The sequence below is a fragment of the Vreelandella aquamarina genome (assembly GCF_900110265.1).
Taxonomy (GTDB): Bacteria; Pseudomonadota; Gammaproteobacteria; order Pseudomonadales; family Halomonadaceae; genus Vreelandella; species Vreelandella aquamarina.
The window spans coordinates 1-23,277 of sequence record NZ_FODB01000008.1 but is presented as its reverse complement, the minus strand read 5'-3'; the positions used below and the strand labels follow the sequence as shown (position 1 = coordinate 23,277).

Genomic DNA, 23,277 nt, shown 5'->3' with positions numbered 1-23,277 from the left:
TCTTAACGGCCATGATCTAAAACGGGCAGCTCCTTGTGGGCTGCCCGTTTTTTGTTTCTGGTAGCCGTACGGCGCGTCAACGCCTAGAATGGTGGCGAGTCAAACGACCCAAGCGAAAAGACAAGTAGCTATTAATGTTAAAGGAAGTAGCCGTGAATCCGGTCAAAAAAACGTTCCAATACGGTCGCAGCACCGTCACCCTCGAAACTGGGCGTATTGCTCGCCAAGCCACTGGTGCCGTGATGGTCACCATGGACGACACCGTCGTCCTGTGTACGGTGGTGGCGAAGAAAGACGTCAACCCAGGCCAGCCCTTCTTTCCGCTCTCGGTACACTACCAAGAGAAAACCTACGCCGTGGGTAAAATCCCCGGTGGCTTCTTCAAGCGTGAAGGCCGCCCGACGGAGAAAGAGACCCTCACGTCGCGTTTAATCGACCGCCCGATTCGCCCGCTGTTTCCGAAAGGCTTCATGAACGAAGTGCAGGTGATCTGTACCGTTCTATCCACCGACCGTAATCACGATCCGGACATCGCGGCCATGCTGGGCACCTCGGCGGCGCTGAGCATCTCAGGCGTTCCGTTCAATGGCCCGATTGGTGCCGCCCGTGTTGGCTTCAACGAAGAGCAAGGCTACTTCCTGAATCCCACCGTCGAAGAGCTGACCACCTCCGAGCTGGACATGGTGGTGGCCGGTACCGAAAACGCCGTGCTGATGGTGGAGTCCGAAGCGCAAGAGTTGCTCGAAGACGAAATGCTGGGTGCCGTACTGTTTGGCCACCAGGAGATGCAAGTCGCGATCGACGCCATTAAAGAATTGACTGCCGACGCTGGTAAGCCGCGCTGGGAGTGGCAGGCGCCGGCAGAAAACGTTGCCTTGAAAACGGCCATGGCCGATGCTTTTGAAGCCAAAGTGGGTGAGGCGTACCGCATCACCGATAAAATGCAGCGCCAAGATGCACTCGCAGCGCTGAAAGACGCGGCCGTCGAACAATTAGCGGCTGCCGAAGGCGAAGAGGAAGCGGAAGGCAAGTTCAGCAAGGATGACGTGAAAGGCGCGTTCGCAGCGCTTGAGAAGCGTGTGGTGCGCTCCCGCGTGGTCAAGGGCGAGCCGCGTATCGATGGCCGCGACAACGTCACCGTGCGTCCGCTGAACATCGAAGTCGGCGTGCTGCCGAAAACTCACGGCTCAGCCATCTTCACCCGTGGTGAGACCCAGGCCATTGCGGTCGCAACACTCGGCACGCTGCGTGATTCGCAGCTCATCGAGTCGCTGGAAGGCGAGCGTAAAGACCGCTTCATGCTGCACTACAACTTCCCTCCCTACTCGGTGGGTGAAGCGGGCTTCATGGGTGGCCCAAAGCGCCGTGAAATCGGCCACGGCCGTTTGGCGCGTCGCGGTGTCCAAGCGATGCTGCCGTCCGAAGAAGAGTTCCCCTACACCATCCGTGTGGTGTCGGAAATCACCGAATCCAATGGCTCTAGCTCCATGGCGTCCGTGTGCGGTTCCTCGCTGGCGTTGATGGATGCGGGCGTTCCGCTGAAAGCCCCGGTGGCGGGTATTGCCATGGGCCTCGTCAAAGACGAAGACGGCTACGCGGTGCTGACCGATATCCTGGGTGACGAAGACCACCTGGGTGACATGGACTTCAAAGTGGCCGGTTCTGAAGAGGGCGTCACTGCCCTGCAGATGGACATCAAGATCGAGGGCATCAACGAAGAGATCATGGAGACTGCGCTGCAACAGGCCCACGATGCGCGCATCGGTATCCTGGCGCAGATGAACGCCGTGATCAGCCAGAGCCGTAACGAGGTGTCGGAAAACGCCCCCTCCATGGCGACGATCAAAATCGATCCGGACAAGATTCGCGACGTCATCGGCAAGGGCGGTGCCACCATTCGCAAGATTTGCGAAGACACCGGCGCATCGATCGATCTTGATGACGATGGCACCGTTCGCATCTACGCCGAAGACAAAGCCGCTGCCAAGAAAGCCATCGATACCGTACTGGCGATCACCGCCGAAGCGGAAATCGGCAAGCTGTACAAAGGCAAGGTCGTACGTATCGCCGACTTTGGTGCGTTCGTGAACATCATGCCGGGAACCGATGGCCTGGTGCACATCTCGCAAATCGTCCAGGAGCGCGTCAATAACGTGCGCGACTTCCTGAACGAAGGCGACGATGTCATCGTGAAGGTGTTGGATATTGACAACCGCAACCGCGTGAAGCTCTCGATCAAAGAGATCACCGAAGAAGAGAAAGCAGCGTTTGAAGCTGCCGAGGCGGACGTCGCTAGCTAACGAGCGCTCAGCGTAGGATTTACCGCCCCCGCAGCCCTTGGCTGTGGGGGCGGTGTCGTTTTGATAGGTCAGGAATGTGAGGACATAGCATGGAGCAGCAGGAATCGCCGCGTTGGTGGGCGGTGGTGGCCGTGATGATCGGCATTTTTTTGTTGGTGACCGCAGAGCAACTACCCATCGGTTTGCTCTCTCAGGTGGCAGAATCGATGGGCGTGACCCCAGGTATGGCAGGGTTGATGGTGACGGTGCCCGGCGTCGTGGCGGCGTTTTCAGCGCCGCTGCTGCCGGTGGCGGTAGGGCGTCTCGATCGCCGTATCATGCTGACGCTGATGATGGCAGTGATGGTGCTGGGCAGCGTGCTCTCCGCCATGGCCAGCAACTTTGCCCTACTGTTGGCGGCGCGAGTGTTGGTGGGAATCAGTATCGGCGGTTTTTGGGCCATTGCGGGCAGTATTGCGCCACGTCTGGTGCCTAGCGATCAGGTGTCGCGGGCCATGACCATCATTTTTGGCGGCGTGGCGGCGGCCTCGGTGCTTGGCGTGCCGCTGGGCACGCTGCTGGGTGATATCAGTAACTGGCGTGTGGCCTTTGGTGCCTTGGGGGGCTTGAGTTTGCTCACGGCGTTGGCGCTTTGGCGCTGGCTACCGCCACTGCCGCCCCGAGAGCCGGTGCGGCTTCGGGTGCTGGCGCAACAGCTAAAGAATCGTGGCGTGCGGGTAGCCGTGTTGACCACGGGGTTTGTTGTGGTGGGTCACTTTGCGGCCTACACCTTCATTAGTCCCATTTTGCAAGAGATCAGCGGGGTCGCGCAGCGCCATGTCGGAAGCCTGCTGCTGCTGTACGGTGCGTCGGGGATTTTGGGCAATATCGTTGCAGGGATGTTTGCTGGCCGTCACCCGTACCGTGCGGTGCTCGCGATTCCTAGCGTACTGCTGGTGGTTGTGGCGATCTTCCCGGTGGTAGGCGTAGAGCCGACCAGTGGCGTGCTGCTGTTAATGCTGTGGGGTGCTGTATTTGGCAGCGTATCAGTGAGTATTCAGACATGGATACTACGCACGGCGCCCAATACGGAAGCCGCCACGGCGTTAATGGCGTTCGTGTTCAACATGTCGATTGGCCTGGGAGCCATGGTAGGTGGCCAAGTGGTTGATACCACCAGCCTGCCCATGGCCATGTGGGCGGCATCAGGGCTGTTTCTGCTGGGGATGCTATTGGTATGGCGCACACCCTCGCGCATTGTGGGGGAGAGGCGTCGCTAATGGCTTGGCAAGACCAGTGAAAAAAATGCCCCCGCGTGGCGGGGGCACTCTCTCTACGTTCCGCTTAAGAGGTGTTACGGACGCTCAATCGCCAGTGCAACCCCTTGGCCACCGCCAATACATAGCGTCGCCAAGCCTTTTTTGGCATCGCGGGCGATCATTTCGTGGAGCAGTGTCACCAGCACGCGGCAGCCCGACGCACCAATAGGGTGACCTAGCGCGATGGCGCCGCCGTTGACGTTCACCTTCGACGTGTCCCAGCCCAGCTCTTTATTGACCGACAGCGCTTGAGCAGCGAAGGCTTCGTTGGCTTCAACGAGGTCCAGGTCATCCAAGCTCCAGCCCGCTTTTTCTAGGCAGCGACGGGTGGCGGGGGCCGGCCCGATCCCCATGATGGCCGGGTCGACGCCTGCGTTGGAGTAGGCGGCAATGCGGGCTAGGGGCTCCAGGCCAAGCTCTTTGGCTTTTTCCGCCGAGCAGAGCATAACCACGGCCGCGCCGTCGTTCAGCGACGAGGCGTTACCCGCCGTCACGGTGCCGTCTTTCTTGAACGCAGGACGCATCCCGGCCAGCTTGTCTGCCGTGACTTCACGAGGGTTTTCGTCGGTATCGAAGACCACCGGGTCGCCTTTACGCTGCGGCACCTCGACCGGGACAATCTGGCTTTTGAATTTGCCCTCTTTGATGGCGGCAGCAGCTTTTTGCTGGGAAGTGGCGGCAAATTCGTCCATGGCTTCTCGCGTGATGCCATATTTCTCTGCCAGGTTCTCGGCCGTGATGCCCATGTGGTAGTTATTGAACGCATCCCACAAGCCATCATGCACCATGGAGTCGATAGCCTTCCAGTCGCCCATGCGCTGGCCGTTGCGCGAGTTCGGCAGAATATGGGGAGAGGCGGACATGTTCTCCTGACCACCGGCCAGCACGATCTCGGCATCGCCGCAGCGGATGGCTTGAGTCGCCAGGTGCAGCGCTTTGAGGCCAGAGCCACATACTTTGTTGATCGTCATGGCCGGTACGGTGTCTGGCAGGCCTGCCTTGATGGCTGCTTGGCGCGCCGGGTTTTGGCCAACGCCTGCGGTGAGCACTTGGCCCAGTAGCACTTCATCGATTTGCGCAGGAGCCACCCCAGTGGAAGCCATAATATCTTTAATCACTAGTGCGCCCAGGTCGCTGGCAGGAATACCAGCGAGTGATCCACCAAAGCTACCTACGGCGGTGCGGCGTGCCGCCACAATGACCACGTCTTGCATACGATGACTCCTTGAGTAAGTGTTGCATCGTTCCTATGGCAGATAGACGTCGCTGCCTATCCGTTGTTATTAACATCGTTATTAGCGTGTATTGACAGGCTTGGCTATCAGCATAGGGGAAGGTTGTGCATTGCGGCAATACGCTTTTTTGGCAAATAAAAACAGGCCGATCAACGGCCCGTTAAATAACAACGCATTCTCAGATGATTAGCTTATGCCAATTGGACCGGAATGGCGTTGCTGGTATGGCTAACGTGGTTGCCTTCTTGGAGATACACCAGCGCAGGCTGATGGTTTTCAAGTTCGGCTTCTGAGTAGTGGGCGTAGCTGCAAATAATGATGCGGTGCCCTGGCGAGGCTAGGTGCGCCGCTGCGCCGTTGATCGAGATCAAACGTGACCCCTCTTCGCCACGAATGGCATAAGTGGTGAAGCGCTCGCCGTTCTCCACGTTATAAATCTGAATCTGTTCATTTTCGCGGATACCGGCCATATCCAGCAGTTCGCCGTCGATGGCGCACGAGCCTTCGTAATTGAGAACGGCGTGGGTAACGCGGGCCATGTGCAGCTTGGCTTTGAGCATAATGGTATGCATAGAAACTCCTGGGTAAAGAGCTAGCCTGACGGGCTAGTCAGTGGCAGCGCTAGGAAGCTGCACGCTGAGATTGTCGATAAGCCGGGCTGGGCCGAGCTTGGCGGCGGCTAAGAGCACGGCATGGCGCGTGGAGACCGCCACAGGTTTTAGGGTGGCATCCCGCAGCTCAAGATAGTCCGGCGTAAAACCGGCATCATACAGCGCGGTTTTACCCCGTTGTAGTACCTGTTCGGCGGATTCGCCTTGGGCCAGCGCATCACGTAGCTCGCACAGCGTACGGTAGAGCGTGGGCGCTATGGCGCGCTCCTGCTCGCTGAGGTAGCCATTACGTGAGGAGAGCGCCAAGCCATCGTCGGCGCGCACAATCGGCACGCCAATAATCTCGATGGGCATGTGCAGATCAGCCACCAGCTTGCGGATCACCGCCAGCTGCTGGTAGTCCTTTTCACCAAAGCAAGCGACATCTGGCTGCACTAGGTTAAACAGCATGCTCACTACGGTGGAGACACCGTCAAAATGCCCAGGGCGTGAGCCACCGCAAAGCCCTTCGCCGACCTCGGGCACGTGAACACGGGTTTGCGCATCCAAGCCGTTGGGGTAAAGGGCGCTCACTGTCGGGGCAAACAGCAGATCACAGCCTGCTTCGGTGAGCTGGCGCTGGTCAGCTTCAAACGTGCGCGGGTAGGCGTCTAAATCTTCGCCAGGGCCAAACTGCATTGGGTTAACAAACAGACTGGAGACGACCACATCTGCATGCTGGCGGGCGGTCGCAATGAGTGCCAAATGCCCAGCGTGCAGGTTGCCCATGGTAGGCACCAGCGCAATGCGCTGGCCCTTTAGGCGATAGTCGCGCAGAGTGGCGCGTAGCTCGTTAATATCTCGCAAAGTGCGCATAGGGGATTCGCTGTCACTCACTTAAAAACAGTGTTCCAGAGCGGGAAACGTGCGGGTTTTGACCGCTTCATGGTACTGCTCAAACGCACCTTGAATAGAGTGTGCGTCCGCCATAAAGTTCTTCACAAAACGCGGTGTGCGGCCATGGGTAACGCCCAGCACGTCGTGCATTACCAGAATCTGGCCGTCGGTATCCGGGCCTGCGCCAATACCGATGACTGGGACATCGAGGGCGTCGGTAACCGCTTTGCCAAGGCTAGCGGGCACGCACTCTAATAGGATGACCGACGCTCCCGCCTCGACCAGCACTTTGGCATCATTAATGATTTTTTCTGCCTGCTCGGCCTCGCGGCCCTGCACTTTATAACCGCCCAACTGGTAAACGGTTTGCGGCGTTAAGCCTAAGTGGGCGCACACCGGTACGCCACGGCGCGTCAGTTCGCGTATGCCGTCGGCCATCCACGCCTCGCCCTCTACCTTCACCAGCTCCGCACCTGCGCGCATGAGTGCCGCGCCATCTTCCAACAAGCGCTCGGTGGTGGCGTTGCTCATAAACGGCAGGTCGACCATTAGCAGGCTGTGGCCTTTGCCACGTGCTGCACAGCGGGTGTGGTAGCAGATGTCGTCAATAGTCACAGGGAGGGTGCTGCTATGGCCTTGCAGAACCATGCCCAGGGAGTCGCCTACCAGTAGGACATCAATACCTGCCGCGCTAGCGGCATGGGCAAAGGAGGCATCGTAAGCAGTCAGGCAACTGAACGTTTCACCGGCGCGCTTATACGCCTGCAGAGTGCTCAGGGTGACGGTTTTCATGGCGTGCTCTCATTCAATCTTTATGGGGCCGATGCGGCAGGGGGGTGTGACGCGCCTGCTTTGCTCGGCCATTATTATCGCAGCGTCCCTGCCTGCGCGATGTGGCGTAACCGGCAATTGTTACCTGATTGGGGGCGTGGTGTCGAGATTTGTGTCAGATGGTAGCAGTCGCGGTGACGCCGGTATCATTTAAGTGCCGAATATCGCTCATATTTACAGCTGTTAGCCAGTGATTAAGCGGCTGCTGATGTAGGGTGATGGGGTGCTGAAGCGCTGTGGCCACTTCCACCAGTGGGACTAACACGAAAGCGCGGGCGTGCATCTGCCCATGGGGAACGGTCAAGCGTGGCTGATGAAGCGTGAGTTCGCCGTAGAGCAGCAGGTCTAAATCCAGCGTGCGCGGCCCCCAGTGGCGCAGCCGCCGCCGGCGATGGCGCTGCTCCAGCGCCTGCAGTTGATCCAGCAGTGCCAAAGGCGAAAGATGCGTCTCGAGGCAGGCGACCGCGTTGATAAAGTCAGGCTGGTCTTGAGGGCCTACAGGGGGGGTGGCGTAGAGTGACGAGCTAGCCACCAGCCGAGACAAGGGCAGGGCAGCTAGCTCTTGAAGCGCCTGCTGCACCTGACCTTTGGGGTTCTCCAAATTGCTACCAAGGCCGATGTAACTACGAATGGCGTTATTCACTGTTCGCCTTCCGCGGCTTGCGGCGTTTTTTGCGCCGGCGGTCACCTTGGCTGGCAGGATCGCTGCCGACTTTTTGCAGTAGGCGGAGCTGTTCGTGCTCATCGCCTTTCTGAAATGCCGTCCACCAGTCGCCCAGCCCACGGGGAATTTCACCCGCCTGTTCACGTAGCAACAGGAGGTCATAAGCAGCACGGAAGCGCGGATGCTCGCGGGTTTGGAAAGCCCGTTTGCCCCGGCGCATCGGCAAGCGTGCTTGCAGCTCCCAGATTTCACGCATGGGGATACCAAAGCGCTTGGGAATCGAAATATGCTGCAGCTGACGCGAGACAACCTCTTGCGCTGCTGTTTGTAATGCAGGCACGGCGGGCATACCTTCGCGCTCAAGCGCCGCTTGGCGATGGGCCACAGGTGCCCATAAAAAAGCCGCTAATAAGAACGCTGGCGTGACTGGACGGCCGTCAGCAATACGCTTATCGGTATTGGTCAACGCTTGTTCAATCAGCTCTTCTGCCCAAGCGGCATCGGCCATGGCTTCTTCTGATTCCGGGAAGAGCATGCCAAACAGATTGTAATGGCTGAGCAGGCGGAAAGTGATTAATCCGTGGCCCGCCATAAACAGCTTGAGCACTTCATCAAACAGGCGCGCAGGTGGAATTTGCAGCAGCAGCGGCGCCAAGTCGTACATCGGCGCTTCGGTGGCGGGCTCGATGGTGAAGTCGAGCTTGGCTGCAAAGCGAACCGCGCGCAGCATCCGTACCGGGTCTTCACGGTAGCGGGTCGTGGGGTCGCCGATCAGCCGCAGCGTGCGTGACTCAATATCCCGCGCGCCGTTGGCAAAGTCGTGGATCGTGAAATCAGCAATATTGTAGTAGAGCGCATTGACGGTGAAGTCACGGCGCAGCGCGTCTTCTTCGATATTGCCCCACACGTTGTCCCGCAGCAGCAGGCCATCGTCCGACTGGTGAGCGATATGGTCGCCGTGCTCGTCCTGGGGTTTACCACGGAAGGTGGTCACCTCGATGACTTCGCGGCCAAAGCGCACGTGAACGATGCGGAAGCGGCGGCCAATCAGGCGTGAGTTGCGAAATAGGTCGCGCACCTGCTCGGGCGTTGCGTTGGTGGCAACATCGAAGTCTTTCGGCATTTTGCCCAGCAGCGCGTCGCGAATGCAGCCACCGACAAGATAGGCATCGAAACCAGCCCCATTGAGGCGGTACAGCACCTTGAGCGCGGCTTCACTGATTTGCTGACGAGAGACGGGATGCTCGGAGCGCGGAATAATACGAGGACTGAGCGCATCAGAGGCGCTCTCAGGGGAATCGAGCAGGGATTTCAAGTGCTCTCCCGGGCTATGTAATAAACGGGTAAATCCTTTAAACATGCGGCGATATCGACTCGCAGTGTATCGAAAACAGTTTCGAAAAACGTGACCGTATGGAGGACGGTAAAGGGTTGAGTGTATCCGACCCCCTGGGGCTTGCAAAGAGCGGTTTGCAATGAGCCGTCGGACCTGATGTCAATGCCACCCGTAAACGCGGAAAGGGGAGGCTACGTGAGCCTCCCCTATAAAGCAGACAATCAGCATCCATGCTGCTGTTTTTATTCATGATGGCACATCGCCCTGAATACGCACCGCAGTCGGCAGGCGTAAAGAACCACTCTGATTCCGACCGCCTCGTATTCAAAACAATAATCCAACCGCGAACTTTTCTCTCCCGGCGAGTTGTTATTGGCTCCGGGGGTGTACACCTATGCTGCTATTGTTGTTGTTTGGGTGCAGACCTTGTGTACGTCGCGTCCTTATTTGGGCACTTGCTGTGTATTGTTATTGTTTGCTGCGCGTTTGCTTGGCTCCGCTAGGTAACCCTGTGCTGCGCGTGCAAGTCATGAGACTCAAGCCTGTTGTTCTTGTTCGTGCCGTTATCTCTACCTGGCCTTGTTGTTTTTGTTTTGGCTCAGGTCGGGGCGGTGTCATGTTGTTTTTGTTAGCGACTAACCGCGCTGCCCAGTTTGTTCTTCTTACCCAGTAATATTGCACTCGCCGTGCCACTCATTTGATACGTTATGTATTTCAATGGTTTGGCGATTTTTGGGTGGGCCAGGGAACTAATTGGAAGGGAAAGTGTTACCCGTTTTTGACCCTATTTTTCGCTTCGTTGTGTGGGAAGGTAACAGTGTCTGGGTAACGATATTTTGAGTATTTCTTATGAAAATCAATCTATTGGACGTTAGTCTTATGATCAGGGGGTAGCCCCTGCAAAAACAGCCAATCGGTACGCTAATTCTGGCGGCGGGCAGTTTTTTTCCGCGGAATGCCCAGTCGCTGGCGACGTTCCCATAAGTTTTTACGGCTAATACCTAGTTTCTGGGCCAGCTCGGTTTCGCTCATTTGGTCCTGGTGTTCCAGCACAAAATGCTGGAAGTAATCTTCGAGGGAAAGGTCGTCTTCGTCAGCCGTCGTGGCGTCGTCATTTGTGGAAGCCCCAGGGCTAACGGCAGGTGGGTGAGGTCGGTTAGTCGCCGGGCCAAGTCCCAAATCATCGGGGTGAATCAAATGCCCTTCGGCGAGAATAACTCCGCGCTCCAGAGCATTTTCAAGCTCGCGCACGTTACCGGGCCAGGGGTAGTCGCGTAGATCCTGACGAGCCGCTCTAGAGAGCCGCAGCCCGGGGCGCTCGTGGCGCTTGCAGGCCTTTTCCAGCAGGATGTCGGCGATTTTAAGTACGTCATCTTCGCGCTCGCGTAGCGGTGGCAGGGCAATCTGCATCACGTTCAGCCGGTAGTACAAATCAAGCCGGAACTCGCCGCTTTTGGAAAGCGCGCGCAGGTCACGGTGAGTGGCGGCAATCAAGCGAACGTCCACATGGCGGGTTTCCACGGAGCCAATTTTGCGGATTTCGCCCTCTTGCAGTACCCGCAGCAATCGCGCCTGGGCGTCCAGGGGCAGCTCGCCAATTTCATCGAGAAAAAGCGTGCCGCCGTCGGCGGCTTCGACCAAGCCGGTGCGCGCCGCGCTGGCACCGGTAAACGCTCCTTTCTCATGGCCAAACAGCTCGGACTCGATCAGCGTTTCGGGGATCGCCGCGCAGTTCACGCAAATCAGCGGCGCTTTGGCGCGCTTGCTCTGCTGATGGATGGCGCGCGCGACCAGCTCCTTGCCAGTGCCTGATTCGCCTTGGATGAGCACGGTGACGTCCGCAGGCGCGGTTTTACGAATGCGCGTGTAAACCTCCTGCATGGCGATGCAGTCGCCAATCATGGTTTGACGGCCGCCACCTCCGTCGGTGATATCAGGCGGCGTGCCCTGCTGCATCGACTGCTTATGCAGAATGCGTTCAACCGTTTCCAATAGCTCGGTGTGGTCGAAGGGCTTGGCAACATAATCAACGGCGCCCTGCTTGAGCGCATCCACCGCCGAACGCATGCTGGCGTAGCTGGTCATGATCAATACCGGGGCGGGGGCCGCTAGCTCAATGAGCGTCGTGCCCGGCTCCCCCGGCAGGCGCAGGTCGCTGATGATGAGGTCAAAGTCGCTGAGCGGCTGCGTACGGGCCTCTTCGGCGCTGGCCGCTTCGCTGACGCTGTAGTGATGACGTTCCAGTAAGCGCTTTAGCGCGCTGCGAATAATCGCTTCATCTTCAACAATCAGTATCCTGGGCATGGGGCAAGTGATCATCCTGTTGGTAAAGCGGTAGCCATAGCGTAATGGCCGTGCCGCGAGGCTTTCCGGGAGGTGGTGAAGCGACCTCTATTTTGCCTTGGTGCTCATTGATAATTTGATACGCCAACGATAACCCAAGTCCGGTGCCTTCACCCGGGGGTTTGGTGGTGGTGAACGGTTCGAACAGACGGTGTTTAACGCTGGGATCAATCCCATGGCCGTCATCGACGACGCGCCACCAAGCGTGGCTGGCCTGGGTGCCTGCCTCAATACGTACCGTACCCTGTGGCTGGCAGGCGTCCTTGGCGTTGCTCAGTAAATTTACCATGACTTGGGTCAGGCGCTGTGCATCACCGCGCACCACAATGTCACTTGGGCAGGCGTTGGTAAAGGTGACATCCTCGCCTGAGCGGGCTAAATGGATCAAGTGCAGCGCATCTTCGCTGACCGTTTTCAGCGATGCTGGCGCGGCGGGAAGCGGTAGCGCGGGGCGTCCGCCATGGGCAAATCCCACCAGGGAGTTGACGATTTTAGTCACCCGCTGAGTGAGCTGCTGAATTTGGTCGGCGGTTTCCAGCAGCGCCGGGTCTTCGGTGTCGTAGCGCAGGTTTTGCGCCAGCGATGAGATGCCGGTAATCGGGTTGCCAATCTCGTGGGCTACACCAGCGGCGAGCTGGCCAATGGAGGCGAGCCGCGCGGCGTGCACTAGCTCCTCTTCCAGCCATTTCATCTCGGTGTGATCCTCTACCAGAATGACGCTGCCGCCACGACTATCGTGGCCGCTGAGCACCGCTTTGTGCAGCGTCAAAAAGTAGTCTTTGCCGTGCAGCGTGACCGCCTGTTTGTACAGCGGTGTTTGGCTGGCATTCAGCACGCTGCCCAGTAGGGTGGGCCAGGGCGGCGGCAGGCTGTCGCGTCGGGAGCCGATCACGCTTTCGCCGCTGATGCCGGAGAGCTGGGAGAGCGCTTGGTTCCACATCAGAAGCTCATCGTCGTCGCCCAAAACGCACAGCCCCACCGGCAGATAGGCTAGGGTTTGACGGTGGTGGCGGCGCAGCCCGTCGAGTTCTCTGGCAAGCCCGGTGAGGCGCGAGCGGTAGGCTTCTAAGCGGCTCTCTACAAAGTGAATATCATCGGTGACGGGAGCATCGTCGTGGCGATAGGGCAGGTATCTATCCACGATATCCCGCGCCACCGACGGCCCCATGAGCCCTGATAAGTTGGCTTGAATGCGGTCGCGTAAACGGCGCAGCGCATAGGGACGGCGCTCTTGCGGGGTCAGGTTGAGCGCTTTTAAGGCGCGGTCCACCTCGCGACTGGCGGCTTCATCACCAAGTGCCTGAGCTAAGTGGGCGGGGAAGTCACCCGCCGTGGCGGCTTCCAGCGGTAGGCGTTTCGAGCGGATGACCGCATCCACCGAGCAGGCTTCTGCCGCCGAACGCTCGCCCTCTGAGATGCGCGTAAACAGCGACACCACAATCAGCAGGACGATATTCACCGCTAGCGAAATCAGCGTGGCGTTGTACCACGCGGGGGCATCGGCGGGCATCAGCAGAGTGAACGGGAGCGCGGGCATGGTGATGTCGAATAGCAACGGCAGCCACAGCCCCCATAGCCAGACGCCAATACCACCGATAAGGCCAGCAATCATGCCTTTGCGGTTCGCGCCGGGCCAGTAAAGTAGCGCCAGCAGCCCCGGTAGGCACTGGGCCATGCCCACAAAGGCAGCCAGCCCAAGGCTAGTGAGAGAGTGGTAACGCCCGACGCTTTCAGCAAATAGCCAACCGCCGAAGATTACGGCCCCTACCAGCGCACGGCGCAGCCACAGCAGCCAACCGTAGAGGTCGCTACGCGCCTCTGGCGGGCGGGCGACCAGCACGATGTGGTTCAATACCATGCCGGAGAGTGCGAGCGCGATCATCATCATGGTACCGCTGGCGGCCGCTAGGCCGCCGATAAACGCCAGTGCGCCGACCCACCAGTGCTCGGTCATCAGATACGCCGCGTAAGCGGCGAGCGGCACGCTCTCGTTGGCCGACTGCGCCGCCCATAAGATCAGCGGCACCGGTAGCGCCATCAGTAGCAAAAAGAGTGGCAAGGTCCAGCTCGCCTGCAGCAAGGTATGGCGAGAGAGGCTTTCGGCAAAGGTGATCTGAAATAGGTGCGGCATCATAAAGGCCGCCGCGAAAAACAGTAGCAGAAGCGTGCGCCACTGGGGGGCTTCTAGCTGTGGGGTGGCGCTCTGGAGTGCCGCGCCCGGGCCTTCCAGCCAGCGCTGTAAATCTTGAGGGCCGTTAAACACCCACCATAAGGCAATGGCACCGAGCCCGAGCATGGCCAGTAGTTTGATCACCGATTCGAAGGCGATGACGCTCAGCAGTGTATCGTGGCGGTGCCGATGGCTGTGGCGGGCGCCAAACAGCACGGCGCAGCCTGCAATGACCGCGCAAAACAGCAGCGCTACCGCTGAGCTGTAGCGGCTGCCGGTTAGCAGTTGCACGGCGTCGCTCAAGGTGTGTACTTGAATGCCCAGCAGCGGTAGTACGGCAATCAGACTAAGCAGCGTGACAAGCGTTCCCGCCCAGCGGGAGCGGTAGCGAAAGGCGAACAGATCCGCCAACGAAGAGAGCTGGTAAGTGCGAGTAATGCGCTGAATCGGTACCAGCAGCACAGGGGCGAGTAAGAAAGCTCCCGCTGGCCCTAGGTAGTAAGCGAGGTAGCCAAACCCGGCATTCGCGGCTAATTCGATGCTGCCATAAATTGCCCAGGCGCTGGCGTATACGCCGAGCGCTAGGGTATACACCATCGGGTGGCGAGTAATACGCACTGGCACCCAGCCCCGCTCGACGGCCATGCCGCAGCCAAACAGCAGCCCCAGGTAGCTAAGCCCCAGTAATACAACGCCTATCAGCTCAGCGTTCATCTAACTTCCTCTTCTGCTCAAGCCATAGCGTCAGGGCAATCAGGACGCCCCAAATCGCAAAAGGGCGGTACCAGGCCACGCTCGGGTCGCCCCAGCCATCCATAAACAGCGGTGATAGCAGGTAGCCGCCAAACACAAGAAATAGCATGATGCGGTAGATGTACATCTTACTGCTCCGGTGGAGTGGGGCGATGGGCAAGCGGTGCCAGGCGTGACACCGACCAGTTCTCTATTGCCCAGCGTAGTTGCGCTTCCGGCGATTCATCGACAAGCGCTGGCGGTGGCGCTTGGTCGAGTAGCTGCAGCGCCTGAAAGAGCTGGCGGCGTATCCCGGTGCTCTCTTCGGCTAGGGCGGGTGCTAGGTTCTGCTTGGAGAGCTTTTGGCCATCCGTAGTTACCACTAATGGTAGGTGCAGGTAACGAGGTGTTGGTAGGCTTAGCGCTGCCTGTAACTGCTGCTGCCAAGGCGTGTTATCCAGCAGGTCGTACCCGCGCAAGATATTGGTAATGCCCTGGTGGGCGTCATCCACCACCACCGCGAGCTGGTAGGCCCATAATTGATCTTTGCGCTTTAATACTACGTCGCCCAGTTCGGCGGGGTCGAAGTGCTGCTCGCCGAACAGCCGATCATTCCAACCTACGGGGCGTTTGGCGAGGTCGCTGCGCAAGCGCCATGCGACCGGCTTGGTGGCATCGCACACGCCGTTTCGGCACCAGCCGGGGTAGATGTCAAAGGCCTGCCACTGCTTGCGCGAGCAACTGCATGGATACGCCAGCCCCTGTTCAACGAGCTGATCCAGCGCGTGCTGGTAGGCATCATGACGATGGCTTTGCCATATCACCTCCCCATCCCACGTTAGTCCAAAGGCCTCTAGCTGGCGCAAAATAGTGCTGTCCGCGCCTTCTGGGCAGCGTGGCGGGTCGATATCTTCGATGCGTACCAGCCACTGGCCGCTAGCGGCGCGGGCATCCAAATAGCTGCCTAAAGCGGCAACCAGCGAGCCAAGGTGCAGCGGCCCGGAAGGGGTGGGGGCAAAGCGCCCTCGATAGTGAGTGGTGGCGGTCATGGCAACCCGTCGTTTGGGAAACTGCGTAGCGATGAGAAGAGCACAAGATGACAAACAAAAACGGGCACCTCAAGGGTGCCCGTTGGCTGTCATCTTAGGATGACGAGGCGTTTGGTACTTAACCGCCCAGTTGCTTCTCTTTCAGCTCGGCCAGGGTTTTGCAGTCAACGCAAAGCGTGGCGGTGGGGCGTGCTTCCAAACGGCGGATGCCAATTTCCACGCCGCAGGCTTCGCAGAAGCCGTAATCGTCTTCGTCGATCTTCTCGATGGTTTCGTTGATCTTCTTCAGCAACTTACGCTCGCGATCCCGGGTACGCAGTTCAAGGCTAAAGCCCTCTTCTTGCGTCGCGCGGTCAGCGGGGTCGGCGTAGTTGTTAGCATCTTCCTGCAGGTGGCGTACGGTACGATCCACCTCTTCCATGAGGTCCTGTTTCCAGTCCAGAAGCAGCTGGCGGAAGTGCGCGAGCTGCTTCTCGTTCATATACTCTTCACCCGGTGCCGGCTCATACGGGATGAAGGACTTGGACGCTTCCGGTTTCTTTTCCGCTACTGGCATGGGAGTGCCCCTTACGTATGTGACTGCTGATCGACCATGAGCGTGTGTCACGATCTCACGCCAAAGGGATGCTTGTTTAGCTGAAAATTGCGCGCGATGCAAGCATAATAGTGCGCTTTCGACCATGGTCCCACATCGTGTGCGACCTGCGTCATGGTTTAACTACTGCTAGGTGAAGGAGCCGTTATGGCCTGGAATTCGCGTGTCGATCACGTTGCGCCTTTTCGCGTGATGCACTTACTAGAAATGGCTCAGGCACGTGAGGCGGCTGGGCATGACGTGATTCATCTGGAAGTGGGAGAGCCTGATTTTGCCACTCCCGCACCCATTGTGGCGGCGGGTCAGCAGGCGCTTGCCGAGGGAAAAACGCGCTACACCCCCGCTGCCGGTTTGGCGTCGTTACGTGAAGCCATCGCTGGGCACTATGCCGAACACTTTAATGCCAAGGTGGACCCTGCGCGTATTCTGGTCACACCCGGCGCTTCTGGCGCGCTGCTGCTGGCTAGCCAACTGTTGGTCGAATGCGGCGACCGGGTATTAATGGCCGACCCTAATTACCCCTGTAACCGCCACTTTATGGCCCTGGCGGGCGCGGAAATTGATACCGTGCCCGTTGGGCGTGACAGCGGTTGGCAGCTCACCGCGCCGCTGATTGAGCGGCACTGGCAGGCCAAGACGCGGTTAGCGATGTTGGCAAGCCCTTCCAACCCTACCGGGCATACGTTGGATGCCGAGGCGCTCACGAAGGTGAGCGACACGGTAGCCGCCAAGGGCGGTGATGTCATCGTCGATGAGATTTACCAGGGGCTGAATTACGATGACGCGCCGCTATCGGCCACGTCGCTGTCGGATGACGCCTTTGTGGTGAATAGTTTCTCCAAGTACTTCGGCATGACCGGCTGGCGATTGGGCTGGCTGGTGGCGCCAGAACAGGCTGTCGAGCCGCTGACTCGGCTGGCACAAAATGTGTTCCTTGCCGCGCCAACACCTTCCCAGCATGCGGCGCTGGCAGCGTTTACTCCCGAGTGTCGGGATATTCTGGAAACCCGTCGCGCCACCCTCAAACAGCGTCGCCAGGTGCTGCTGGATGGCCTGGCCGAGCTAGGGCTTGCGCCTGATCTACCACCCCAGGGGGCGTTCTATCTCTGGCTGGATATCTCCCGCTACAGCCGCGACAGTCAAGCGTTCTGCGAGCGCCTGTTGGTGGAGGAGAACGTCGCCATCACCCCCGGCATCGACTTTGCGGTTCAGGGCGGCGAGCATCATGTGCGCATCGCGTTCACCAACGACGTGGCACGTCTGCAGGAGGCGGTGGTGCGCATCGCGCGTTTTGTGAGCCGCTTATGATGACCTATCCAGGGCTGGTGCCCGGCATTCTGCTGCGCCGCTATAAGCGCTTTCTGGCCGATGTCCGCCTGGACAGCGGTGAGGAAGTGGTGGCCCACTGCCCGAATACTGGCTCGATGAAGGCGGTGAACGTACCCGGCTGCCGTGTATGGCTGTCGCCCAGTAATAACCCTAAACGCAAGCTTGGGTGGACCTGGGAGTGGATAGAGCTGCCCGAGCCAGATGGTGGAACGGCGCTGGCATCGGTGCACACAGGCCGTGCTAATCGATGGGTCGAAAGTGCCATTGAGGCCGGAGATATACCGCCGCTGTCGGGCTATCGAACGTTAAAGCGCGAGGTAAAGGTCGGCGAAGCGCGGCTCGATTTTCGCTTGGATGACCCTGAGAAGGGGGTTGCCTATGTGGAGGTCAAGCAAGTCACGCTGAAAGAGGCGGATGGGCATGGCTACTTTCCCGACTCCGTGAGCGTGCGCGGCACCAAGCATTTGCACGCGTTGGCTGCGCTGGCTGAGCAGGGTAAGCGGGCGGTGCTGCTGTTTTGCGTGGCCCATGAGGGGATTGCGGACGTGGCACCGGCGACGCATATCGACCCTACCTATGCGGCAGCGTTAGCCGATGCGGTAGAGGCGGGCGTGGAAGTGTTGGCGTACGGCGTCACGGTGGAATGGCAGCAGGGCGTACCGGTAGCGGCCCGCTTGGCGCGGGCGCTACCGGTACGGGGTTAGCGTTCGATATAAAAGCGCTGGATAAAGCTCACCGGCTCGGGGTTTTCATTGCGGTCGTAGCGCACGTCGAGATTGAAGCGCATCGGCTCGTCTTGGCGCAGCGTGAACGTGGCCAGATGGTAGGTGGCATCGCCATCGTGCACGGTGCGAAAGCTGAGCGGTTCGCGGGTGTCGGTGAGGTCGCTAACGTAGCCTTCAACGCTAGCGTTGACCGGTCGCGTGGTGCCATCTGGCTGACGCTCGCGCACGCTGACATTCACTAAGCCGTGCCCGATGCTGCGCTGGATACTGTTCGCCTGCGCCACTTCTGGTGTGAGAAAGCGCGTTTCAATGGCGTTGTAGTGGATTTCGTACTCGCCCACTCGCACCATCTGCTCGGCCGCTGCCTGGGTGGCGCTGAGCAGCGTCCCCATTAGCAGCGTTAGCAGTGAAAAGCGTCGCAGTGTCGCGATAGCCATAGCGTGTCTCCTCTCATGGGTGAGGTAAGTGCGGTATTAGGCGCGTCGGCGCACTCGGAAAATGGCGATTTCACCAAACAGGTTCGGCCACCACTTCGAGGTCCAGTGCCCCTTGTGGTCGCCCACTCCTACGGCACGGTCAACAATCACCAAGCCTTTCTCTTTGCATAGATGCTCGAAGTCGTTAAACGTCGAGAGGTGGATATTGGGGGTGTCGTACCACGCGTGGGGCAGCGATTTCGATACCGGCATGTAGCCGCGCAGCCCCAGGTGAATGCGGTGACGCCAGTAGGCGAAGTTAGGGAAGGTGATGATGCCCTCCTCGGCTACTCGAAGCATTTCATCAAGCATCTTATCCGGGCGGCGCAGCGCTTGCAGTGCCTGGGTCATGATGACTTGGTCATAGCTATTGTCGCAGAAGCTACTCAGGCCATCGTCCAGGTTGTGCTCGATGACGTTGACGCCGCGCGCCACACACTGGGTGATACCGTCGGGGTCGATCTCCAACCCGTAGCCGGTCACGCCTTTCTCTTGGGCCAGCCGCTCCAGCAAAACGCCGTCGCCGCAGGCGAGGTCAAGGATGTGTGCACCTTGGGGAACCCAGTCGTAAATCAGTTCAAGATCCGTGCGCATTAGCGTGTCTCCTCCGCGCCTGCGGCGTCGATGTGCTGCTCTCGTGCGACGCGGCCCATAAAGGCGCTGAACAGCGCTTGGTAACGCGGTTCTGGCAATAAGAAGGCATCGTGCCCGTGGGGCGATTCAATGTTGGCATAGCTCACCGATTTGCCCGCGCGCGTTAGTGCATCCACCAACTCCCGGGAGCGCGACGGCGGGAAGCGCCAATCGGTGGTAAAGCTGACGATCAAAAAGGGGCACTGCGCTGGTGCCAAGGCGCAGGCAAGATCGCCGTCGCAGCTGGCCGCCGGGTCGAAGTAGTCCAGCGCTTTGGTCATTAGCAGGTAGGTATTGGCATCAAAGGCGGTCGAGAAGGTATCGCCCTGATAGCGCAGGTACGACTCCACCTGAAACTCGACGTCGAAGCCAAAACTCAAGTCGTCGCTGCGCAGGTCGCGGCCAAACTTGCTGCCCATGGCATCTTCGGAGAGGTAGGTGATATGCCCGACCATGCGGGCCAGCTTCAGCCCCCGTTTGGGTACGGTGTCGTGCTCGGCGTACCAGCCGTCGAAGAACTCCGGGTCTGAGCGGATGGCTTGGCGGGCGACCTCGTTGAAGGCGATGTTCTGCGCCGAGAGGCGCGGCGTGGCCGCAATGACGACGGCATTGGCAACCCGTTCGGGGTAGGTGATCGTCCACTGCAGCACCTGCATGCCGCCCAAACTGCCGCCCACTGCCGCTGCCCAGCGCTCAATGCCCAGATGATCGGCGAGGCGCGCTTGGCTGGTGACCCAATCGCTCACCGTGACCACGGGGAAGTCAGGACCCCACTGGCGGCCGGTGTCCGGGTTATGGCTCGCCGGGCCAGTACTGCCGTGGCAGCCGCCTAGGTTGTTCAGCGACACCACGAAAAAGCGATTGGTGTCGATGGATTTGCCGGGGCCGATATGGGCATCCCACCAGCCAGGTTTGCGATCCTCGGCCGTGTGGTAGCCCGCAGCGTGATGATGCCCCGACAGTGCGTGGCAAATCAGCACCGCGTTTGAGCGCTCGGCGTTCAGCGTGCCGTAGGTCTCATAGATTAGTTCGTACTCCGGCAGCGTCTTGCCGCAGGCAAGCGGCAGCGGCGTCTCGAACTTAACCACGTGAGGGGTCACAAGGCCAACGGAGTCCGCTGGCCGGTCGTCATAAGCAAGAGTGTCTGAATCAGGCATCGAAAGCGCTAGTCCTGCAAAAATAAGTCCTGCAAAAAGTAAGCTCGGGGCGATAGTCGAGTCGATAGGGCCTTTATAGGCCTACGAGTGCGCCCGAGATGCCCGCCGCGCGGATCAGCGAGCCAACCACTAAGCCGTCTACTAGGTTAATGGCGATAAAGACCACGATCGGCGAAAGATCAATCATGCCTAGCGGCGGAATCACCTTTCTCACCGGAGCCATGATCGGCTCGACCAACTGCATCACCAGCAGCGCGCCGGGGTGGCTGGCATTCGGCGCGACCCAGCTCAGAATGATCATCACGATCATGGCAAAGAAGTAGATCTTCAAGATGGCGTTGGCCAGCGCGGCCACCCCAGCAATCAGCAGCCCTGCAATGGGCGGCATACCCACGCCGATCACCATGAAAATGGCAATCATACTGACGACTTTCAGCACGAAACCGGCCGCCAGCGTGGCGAGGTCAAAGCGCCCACCCACGGGGCCGAGGAAGCCTTGAAACAGACCAACAACAGGCTGGGTGATTTTCACCACCGACTGGCTGAGCGGGTTGTAGTAATCCGCCCGGGATGCCTGCAGCAAAAAGCGCAGCATTAACAGAAACAGATAAATATTGATCAGCGAGTTCACCAGCATTAACCCGGCGCTGCCTAATTGACTTCCCATTGCGGCTTCTCCTAAAAAATGTCGTTCTTGAGATGAGCGGCGTGCCTGCAGTTCATCTCGTTCTTATGGTGTGATTCACGGTCGGTTGCCTACGTAAGACTCAATCGTTACCGCTTAGCTCTTTGGACATGGCATCGGCGCGCGCGGCGCAGGCCTGCATGGCGTCGGCAATGATCGTGCGCAGGTGCGCATCTTCCATATGCGCAATAGCGCGCTCGGTGGTGCCGCCCGGCGACATCACGTTCTGCTTCAACGTGGCCGGGTCTTTATCGCTGCGCTGGGCCATAGTAGCCGCGCCTAGGGCGGTTTGAATGGCCAAGCGGCGGGCGGTTTCAGCAGGCAGGCCGAGCTTCACGGCGGCCTCTTCCATGGCTTCAAACATTAAGAAGAAGTAAGCCGGGGCGCTGCCGGAAACCGCGGTCACCGCATCTAGTAAACGCTCTTCCTCGACCCACTCGACAATACCCACGGCTTCCATTAGCTGCGTGGCGAGGGTGCGCTGGGCATCGCTGACCGCCGCGTTGGCGTACAGGCCGCTGGCACCGATGCCGACCAGTGACGGGGTGTTGGGCATGCAACGCACCAGGGCGTTGCCGCCGCCCAGCCACTGGTCGATGGTGTTGGCATCCAGGCCTGCAGCAATGGAAATTACCAGCGGCGCCTGCTGCTGAACGCTTTCACGCAGGGCTTCACAAACGCCGCGCATGATCTGCGGTTTGACCGCCAGCACGACCACATCTGCACCGTTAACCGCTGCACTGTTGTCGGTGTGGGTATGAATACCCAGGCGCGCCTTCAGCGGAGCCAGTTCGCTTTCGTTGGGGGCCGTGGCGGTGATGTCGCTAGGTGAGACACCGCTTTCGATCAGGCCGCCGATAATGGCACCGGCCATATTGCCTGCGCCAATGAAGGTGATCTTGCTCGCCATGGGGGTATCCTTTTTCGCAAATGGCTGCGTCTTGCAGCGTGTAAAGTAAACCGTGAGTTGTGTGAGCCGCGTGCTGTGTGAACCGTAGTTAGCCCCGAGCGCCAAAAATGGCGGTGCCTAAACGTACCAGCGTGGCGCCTTCTAAGACAGCCGCTTCTAAATCGTCGCTCATACCCATCGAGAGCGTATCCAGCGGTGCTTCAGGCAGTGCCGCTTGGAGCTCTTCTAATAGCTGGCGCAGCGCTGCCAGCGGCTGGCGTTGTGCTTCTAGCGTCTCCGTCGGGGCGGGAATCGCCATCAGCCCGCGCAGGGCGAGGCCTGGCAGGGCGGCAATCTCTTGGGCCAGTGCCAAGGTACCCTCGGGCAGCACGCCGGATTTCGTGGCCTCGCGGCTAATATTGACCTGCAGGCATACGTTTAGCGGCGGTAACGCTGCCGGGCGCTGTTCGCTCAGGCGTTTGGCGATCTTTAACCGGTCAACGCTGTGTACCCAGGCAAACTGCTCGGCCACAGCGCGGGTCTTGTTCGATTGCAGTGGGCCAATGAAGTGCCACACAATGCCGTCAAGATCCTCAAGCGCCGCTTGTTTATCCAGCGCCTCTTGCAGGTAGTTTTCACCAAACTCGCGCTGGCCGTGCTGCCACGCTTCGCGCAGCATCTCGGCGGGCTTGGTTTTGCTCACCGCCAGCAGGGTGGCGCTGGTGGGCGAGCGTCCGGCATCCTCAAGCGCCCGGCGCAGGCGTTCACGCGCAGATGCAAGTGACTCGGGGAGCGCGTTGTCTGTCATACTCAAGCACCTTACCGCAGCTGGGAAAGAGAGATGGATATTACCGAACTGCTGGCATTCTCGGCAAAGCAGAATGCATCCGACTTGCACCTTTCGGCGGGTCTGCCTCCCATGATACGTGTTGATGGCGATATTCGTCGGCTTAATGTGCCCGCCATGGAGAACAGCGACGTTCGGCGGCTGATCTACGACATCATGAACGATCGGCAGCGCCGCGACTATGAAGAGCACCTAGCAGTCTGTCGGACTTGAGGTTAATGGATGAGCTGAGGCGTGGGTTCTTCACCCCCCCCTGTGTTGGTGTTGGTGTTGGTGCTGTTGTGTGGCTCTTAACCTGCCCCTCAGCTTCTGCAAGGCGGTTCTGACGCCTTGCCTGCTGGCCGGTTGGGCGCGGCGAGCCCTCAGCCCGCCGTCAACCGGTGCATCCGCTTGATATTCCACGCCATGGTGGCCAATCGCCACTCGCCGCTGACCTTATCCAGTCCGCGTAGCGAGAACTGCCGGAACCCCATCACGTGTTTGATGATCCCGAAGA

General features: G+C 59.3%; 22 protein-coding genes and 1 pseudogene. 5 read left to right on the top strand and 18 right to left on the bottom strand.

What is annotated here, in order from left to right; all coding sequences use genetic code 11:
• Nucleotides 1-134: 134 nt before the first annotated feature.
• Both pnp and BMY49_RS03520 read left to right on the top strand, forming a co-directional pair.
• Nucleotides 135-2,300: a polyribonucleotide nucleotidyltransferase gene (pnp, locus tag BMY49_RS03525; RefSeq protein WP_054645008.1), complete on the top strand. Its 2,166-nt coding sequence runs from the start codon at nucleotides 135-137 to the stop codon at nucleotides 2,298-2,300.
• Between the two features lie 89 nt (nucleotides 2,301-2,389).
• A complete protein-coding gene (locus BMY49_RS03520) occupies nucleotides 2,390-3,559 on the top strand; it encodes an MFS transporter (protein ID WP_089674868.1) in 1,170 nt (389 codons plus the stop codon).
• 74 nt (nucleotides 3,560-3,633) lie between these two features.
• Here the strand turns inward: BMY49_RS03520 and BMY49_RS03515 are convergent, their stop codons facing one another.
• From BMY49_RS03515 to dksA, 11 genes are all read right to left on the bottom strand, one after another.
• Nucleotides 3,634-4,812, bottom strand: coding sequence for an acetyl-CoA C-acetyltransferase (locus BMY49_RS03515; RefSeq protein ID WP_089674866.1), 1,179 nt, complete (start codon nucleotides 4,810-4,812; stop codon nucleotides 3,634-3,636).
• 212 nt (nucleotides 4,813-5,024) lie between these two features.
• Complete coding sequence (panD, locus tag BMY49_RS03510; protein WP_009723730.1) at nucleotides 5,025-5,405, bottom strand: aspartate 1-decarboxylase; 381 nt, start codon at nucleotides 5,403-5,405, stop codon at nucleotides 5,025-5,027.
• 33 nt (nucleotides 5,406-5,438) lie between these two features.
• Nucleotides 5,439-6,299, bottom strand: a complete 861-nt coding sequence (gene panC / locus BMY49_RS03505) for a pantoate--beta-alanine ligase (RefSeq protein WP_089674864.1) — start codon at nucleotides 6,297-6,299, stop codon at nucleotides 5,439-5,441.
• A gap of 21 nt (nucleotides 6,300-6,320) precedes the next feature.
• Nucleotides 6,321-7,112 (bottom strand): 3-methyl-2-oxobutanoate hydroxymethyltransferase, encoded by a 792-nt coding sequence (gene panB, locus BMY49_RS03500; RefSeq protein ID WP_062360564.1) that lies wholly within the window; start codon nucleotides 7,110-7,112, stop codon nucleotides 6,321-6,323.
• Nucleotides 7,113-7,266: 154 nt separating this feature from the next.
• Nucleotides 7,267-7,794, bottom strand: coding sequence for a 2-amino-4-hydroxy-6-hydroxymethyldihydropteridine diphosphokinase (folK, locus tag BMY49_RS03495; protein WP_062360566.1), 528 nt, complete (start codon nucleotides 7,792-7,794; stop codon nucleotides 7,267-7,269).
• On the bottom strand, nucleotides 7,787-9,175 hold the full coding sequence (pcnB, locus tag BMY49_RS03490) for a polynucleotide adenylyltransferase PcnB (protein ID WP_089674860.1): 1,389 nt from the start codon (nucleotides 9,173-9,175) through the stop codon (nucleotides 7,787-7,789). The genes folK and pcnB overlap by 8 nt, the downstream gene beginning before the upstream one ends.
• Nucleotides 9,176-10,072: 897 nt before the next feature.
• Nucleotides 10,073-11,455: a sigma-54-dependent transcriptional regulator gene (locus BMY49_RS03485; protein ID WP_089674858.1), complete on the bottom strand. Its 1,383-nt coding sequence runs from the start codon at nucleotides 11,453-11,455 to the stop codon at nucleotides 10,073-10,075.
• Complete coding sequence (locus BMY49_RS03480) at nucleotides 11,433-14,378, bottom strand: ATP-binding protein (protein ID WP_089674856.1); 2,946 nt, start codon at nucleotides 14,376-14,378, stop codon at nucleotides 11,433-11,435. The genes BMY49_RS03485 and BMY49_RS03480 overlap by 23 nt, the downstream gene beginning before the upstream one ends.
• Nucleotides 14,368-14,544 carry a hypothetical protein gene (locus tag BMY49_RS17375; RefSeq protein WP_044629487.1) on the bottom strand — a complete coding sequence of 59 codons (177 nt, stop codon included), beginning with the start codon at nucleotides 14,542-14,544 and terminating at the stop codon, nucleotides 14,368-14,370. The genes BMY49_RS03480 and BMY49_RS17375 overlap by 11 nt, the downstream gene beginning before the upstream one ends.
• A 1-nt stretch (nucleotide 14,545) precedes the next feature.
• Nucleotides 14,546-15,445 (bottom strand): tRNA glutamyl-Q(34) synthetase GluQRS, encoded by a 900-nt coding sequence (gluQRS, locus tag BMY49_RS03475; RefSeq protein ID WP_089674854.1) that lies wholly within the window; start codon nucleotides 15,443-15,445, stop codon nucleotides 14,546-14,548.
• Nucleotides 15,446-15,563: 118 nt separating this feature from the next.
• Nucleotides 15,564-16,001, bottom strand: a complete 438-nt coding sequence (gene dksA, locus BMY49_RS03470) for an RNA polymerase-binding protein DksA (protein WP_044629489.1) — start codon at nucleotides 15,999-16,001, stop codon at nucleotides 15,564-15,566.
• 186 nt (nucleotides 16,002-16,187) lie between these two features.
• Here dksA and BMY49_RS03465 point away from each other — a divergent pair, with 186 nt between their 5' ends.
• Both BMY49_RS03465 and sfsA read left to right on the top strand, forming a co-directional pair.
• The gene (locus BMY49_RS03465) at nucleotides 16,188-17,348 is read left to right on the top strand and encodes an aminotransferase class I/II-fold pyridoxal phosphate-dependent enzyme (protein WP_089674851.1); all 1,161 of its coding nucleotides are present in this window, start codon (nucleotides 16,188-16,190) and stop codon (nucleotides 17,346-17,348) included.
• Entirely contained in the window at nucleotides 17,345-18,073 is a 729-nt protein-coding gene (gene sfsA / locus BMY49_RS03460) for a DNA/RNA nuclease SfsA (protein WP_089674850.1), read from the top strand. The genes BMY49_RS03465 and sfsA overlap by 4 nt, the downstream gene beginning before the upstream one ends.
• Here sfsA and BMY49_RS03455 read toward each other — a convergent pair.
• From BMY49_RS03455 to BMY49_RS03430, 6 genes are all read right to left on the bottom strand, one after another.
• Complete coding sequence (locus tag BMY49_RS03455) at nucleotides 18,070-18,531, bottom strand: DUF4426 domain-containing protein (protein ID WP_044629492.1); 462 nt, start codon at nucleotides 18,529-18,531, stop codon at nucleotides 18,070-18,072. The genes sfsA and BMY49_RS03455 overlap by 4 nt on opposite strands.
• 36 nt (nucleotides 18,532-18,567) lie before the next feature.
• Nucleotides 18,568-19,164, bottom strand: a complete 597-nt coding sequence (gene metW, locus BMY49_RS03450) for a methionine biosynthesis protein MetW (protein WP_044629493.1) — start codon at nucleotides 19,162-19,164, stop codon at nucleotides 18,568-18,570.
• Nucleotides 19,164-20,360 carry a homoserine O-succinyltransferase MetX gene (gene metX, locus BMY49_RS03445; RefSeq protein ID WP_062360578.1) on the bottom strand — a complete coding sequence of 399 codons (1,197 nt, stop codon included), beginning with the start codon at nucleotides 20,358-20,360 and terminating at the stop codon, nucleotides 19,164-19,166. Before metX ends, metW begins: the two co-directional genes overlap by 1 nt.
• 73 nt (nucleotides 20,361-20,433) lie before the next feature.
• Nucleotides 20,434-21,027, bottom strand: coding sequence for a YggT family protein (locus BMY49_RS03440; protein WP_058578303.1), 594 nt, complete (start codon nucleotides 21,025-21,027; stop codon nucleotides 20,434-20,436).
• Between the two features lie 100 nt (nucleotides 21,028-21,127).
• Nucleotides 21,128-21,955, bottom strand: a complete 828-nt coding sequence (gene proC / locus BMY49_RS03435) for a pyrroline-5-carboxylate reductase (RefSeq protein ID WP_074211081.1) — start codon at nucleotides 21,953-21,955, stop codon at nucleotides 21,128-21,130.
• Between the two features lie 88 nt (nucleotides 21,956-22,043).
• A complete protein-coding gene (locus BMY49_RS03430; protein WP_074211080.1) occupies nucleotides 22,044-22,742 on the bottom strand; it encodes a YggS family pyridoxal phosphate-dependent enzyme in 699 nt (232 codons plus the stop codon).
• Nucleotides 22,743-22,775: 33 nt separating this feature from the next.
• On the opposite strand from BMY49_RS03430, the pseudogene BMY49_RS03425 reads away from it, so the two are divergent.
• A pseudogene (locus BMY49_RS03425) lies at nucleotides 22,776-22,976 on the top strand (twitching motility protein PilT); the annotation flags it as partial.
• Between the two features lie 167 nt (nucleotides 22,977-23,143).
• On the opposite strand, the gene BMY49_RS03420 reads toward BMY49_RS03425, so the two are convergent.
• The coding region (locus tag BMY49_RS03420) for a transposase (protein WP_143058108.1) at nucleotides 23,144-23,277 on the bottom strand (134 nt) is incomplete at its 5' end.

Bases quoted from the DNA above. Each gene is read 5' to 3' on its own strand.
- pnp (WP_054645008.1), top strand. From the start codon at position 135: ATGTTAAAGGAAGTAGCCGTGAATCCGGTCAAAAAAACGTTCCAATAC.
- BMY49_RS03520 (WP_089674868.1), top strand. From the start codon at position 2,390: ATGGAGCAGCAGGAATCGCCGCGTTGGTGGGCGGTGGTGGCCGTGATG.
- BMY49_RS03515 (WP_089674866.1), bottom strand. From the start codon at position 4,812: ATGCAAGACGTGGTCATTGTGGCGGCACGCCGCACCGCCGTAGGTAGC.
- panD (WP_009723730.1), bottom strand. From the start codon at position 5,405: ATGCATACCATTATGCTCAAAGCCAAGCTGCACATGGCCCGCGTTACC.
- panC (WP_089674864.1), bottom strand. From the start codon at position 6,299: ATGCGCACTTTGCGAGATATTAACGAGCTACGCGCCACTCTGCGCGAC.
- panB (WP_062360564.1), bottom strand. From the start codon at position 7,112: ATGAAAACCGTCACCCTGAGCACTCTGCAGGCGTATAAGCGCGCCGGT.
- pcnB (WP_089674860.1), bottom strand. From the start codon at position 9,175: ATGTTTAAAGGATTTACCCGTTTATTACATAGCCCGGGAGAGCACTTG.
- BMY49_RS03485 (WP_089674858.1), bottom strand. From the start codon at position 11,455: ATGCCCAGGATACTGATTGTTGAAGATGAAGCGATTATTCGCAGCGCG.
- BMY49_RS03480 (WP_089674856.1), bottom strand. From the start codon at position 14,378: ATGAACGCTGAGCTGATAGGCGTTGTATTACTGGGGCTTAGCTACCTG.
- BMY49_RS17375 (WP_044629487.1), bottom strand. From the start codon at position 14,544: ATGTACATCTACCGCATCATGCTATTTCTTGTGTTTGGCGGCTACCTG.
- gluQRS (WP_089674854.1), bottom strand. From the start codon at position 15,445: ATGACCGCCACCACTCACTATCGAGGGCGCTTTGCCCCCACCCCTTCC.
- dksA (WP_044629489.1), bottom strand. From the start codon at position 16,001: ATGCCAGTAGCGGAAAAGAAACCGGAAGCGTCCAAGTCCTTCATCCCG.
- BMY49_RS03465 (WP_089674851.1), top strand. From the start codon at position 16,188: ATGGCCTGGAATTCGCGTGTCGATCACGTTGCGCCTTTTCGCGTGATG.
- sfsA (WP_089674850.1), top strand. From the start codon at position 17,345: ATGATGACCTATCCAGGGCTGGTGCCCGGCATTCTGCTGCGCCGCTAT.
- BMY49_RS03455 (WP_044629492.1), bottom strand. From the start codon at position 18,531: ATGGCTATCGCGACACTGCGACGCTTTTCACTGCTAACGCTGCTAATG.
- metW (WP_044629493.1), bottom strand. From the start codon at position 19,164: ATGCGCACGGATCTTGAACTGATTTACGACTGGGTTCCCCAAGGTGCA.
- metX (WP_062360578.1), bottom strand. From the start codon at position 20,360: ATGCCTGATTCAGACACTCTTGCTTATGACGACCGGCCAGCGGACTCC.
- BMY49_RS03440 (WP_058578303.1), bottom strand. From the start codon at position 21,027: ATGGGAAGTCAATTAGGCAGCGCCGGGTTAATGCTGGTGAACTCGCTG.
- proC (WP_074211081.1), bottom strand. From the start codon at position 21,955: ATGGCGAGCAAGATCACCTTCATTGGCGCAGGCAATATGGCCGGTGCC.
- BMY49_RS03430 (WP_074211080.1), bottom strand. From the start codon at position 22,742: ATGACAGACAACGCGCTCCCCGAGTCACTTGCATCTGCGCGTGAACGC.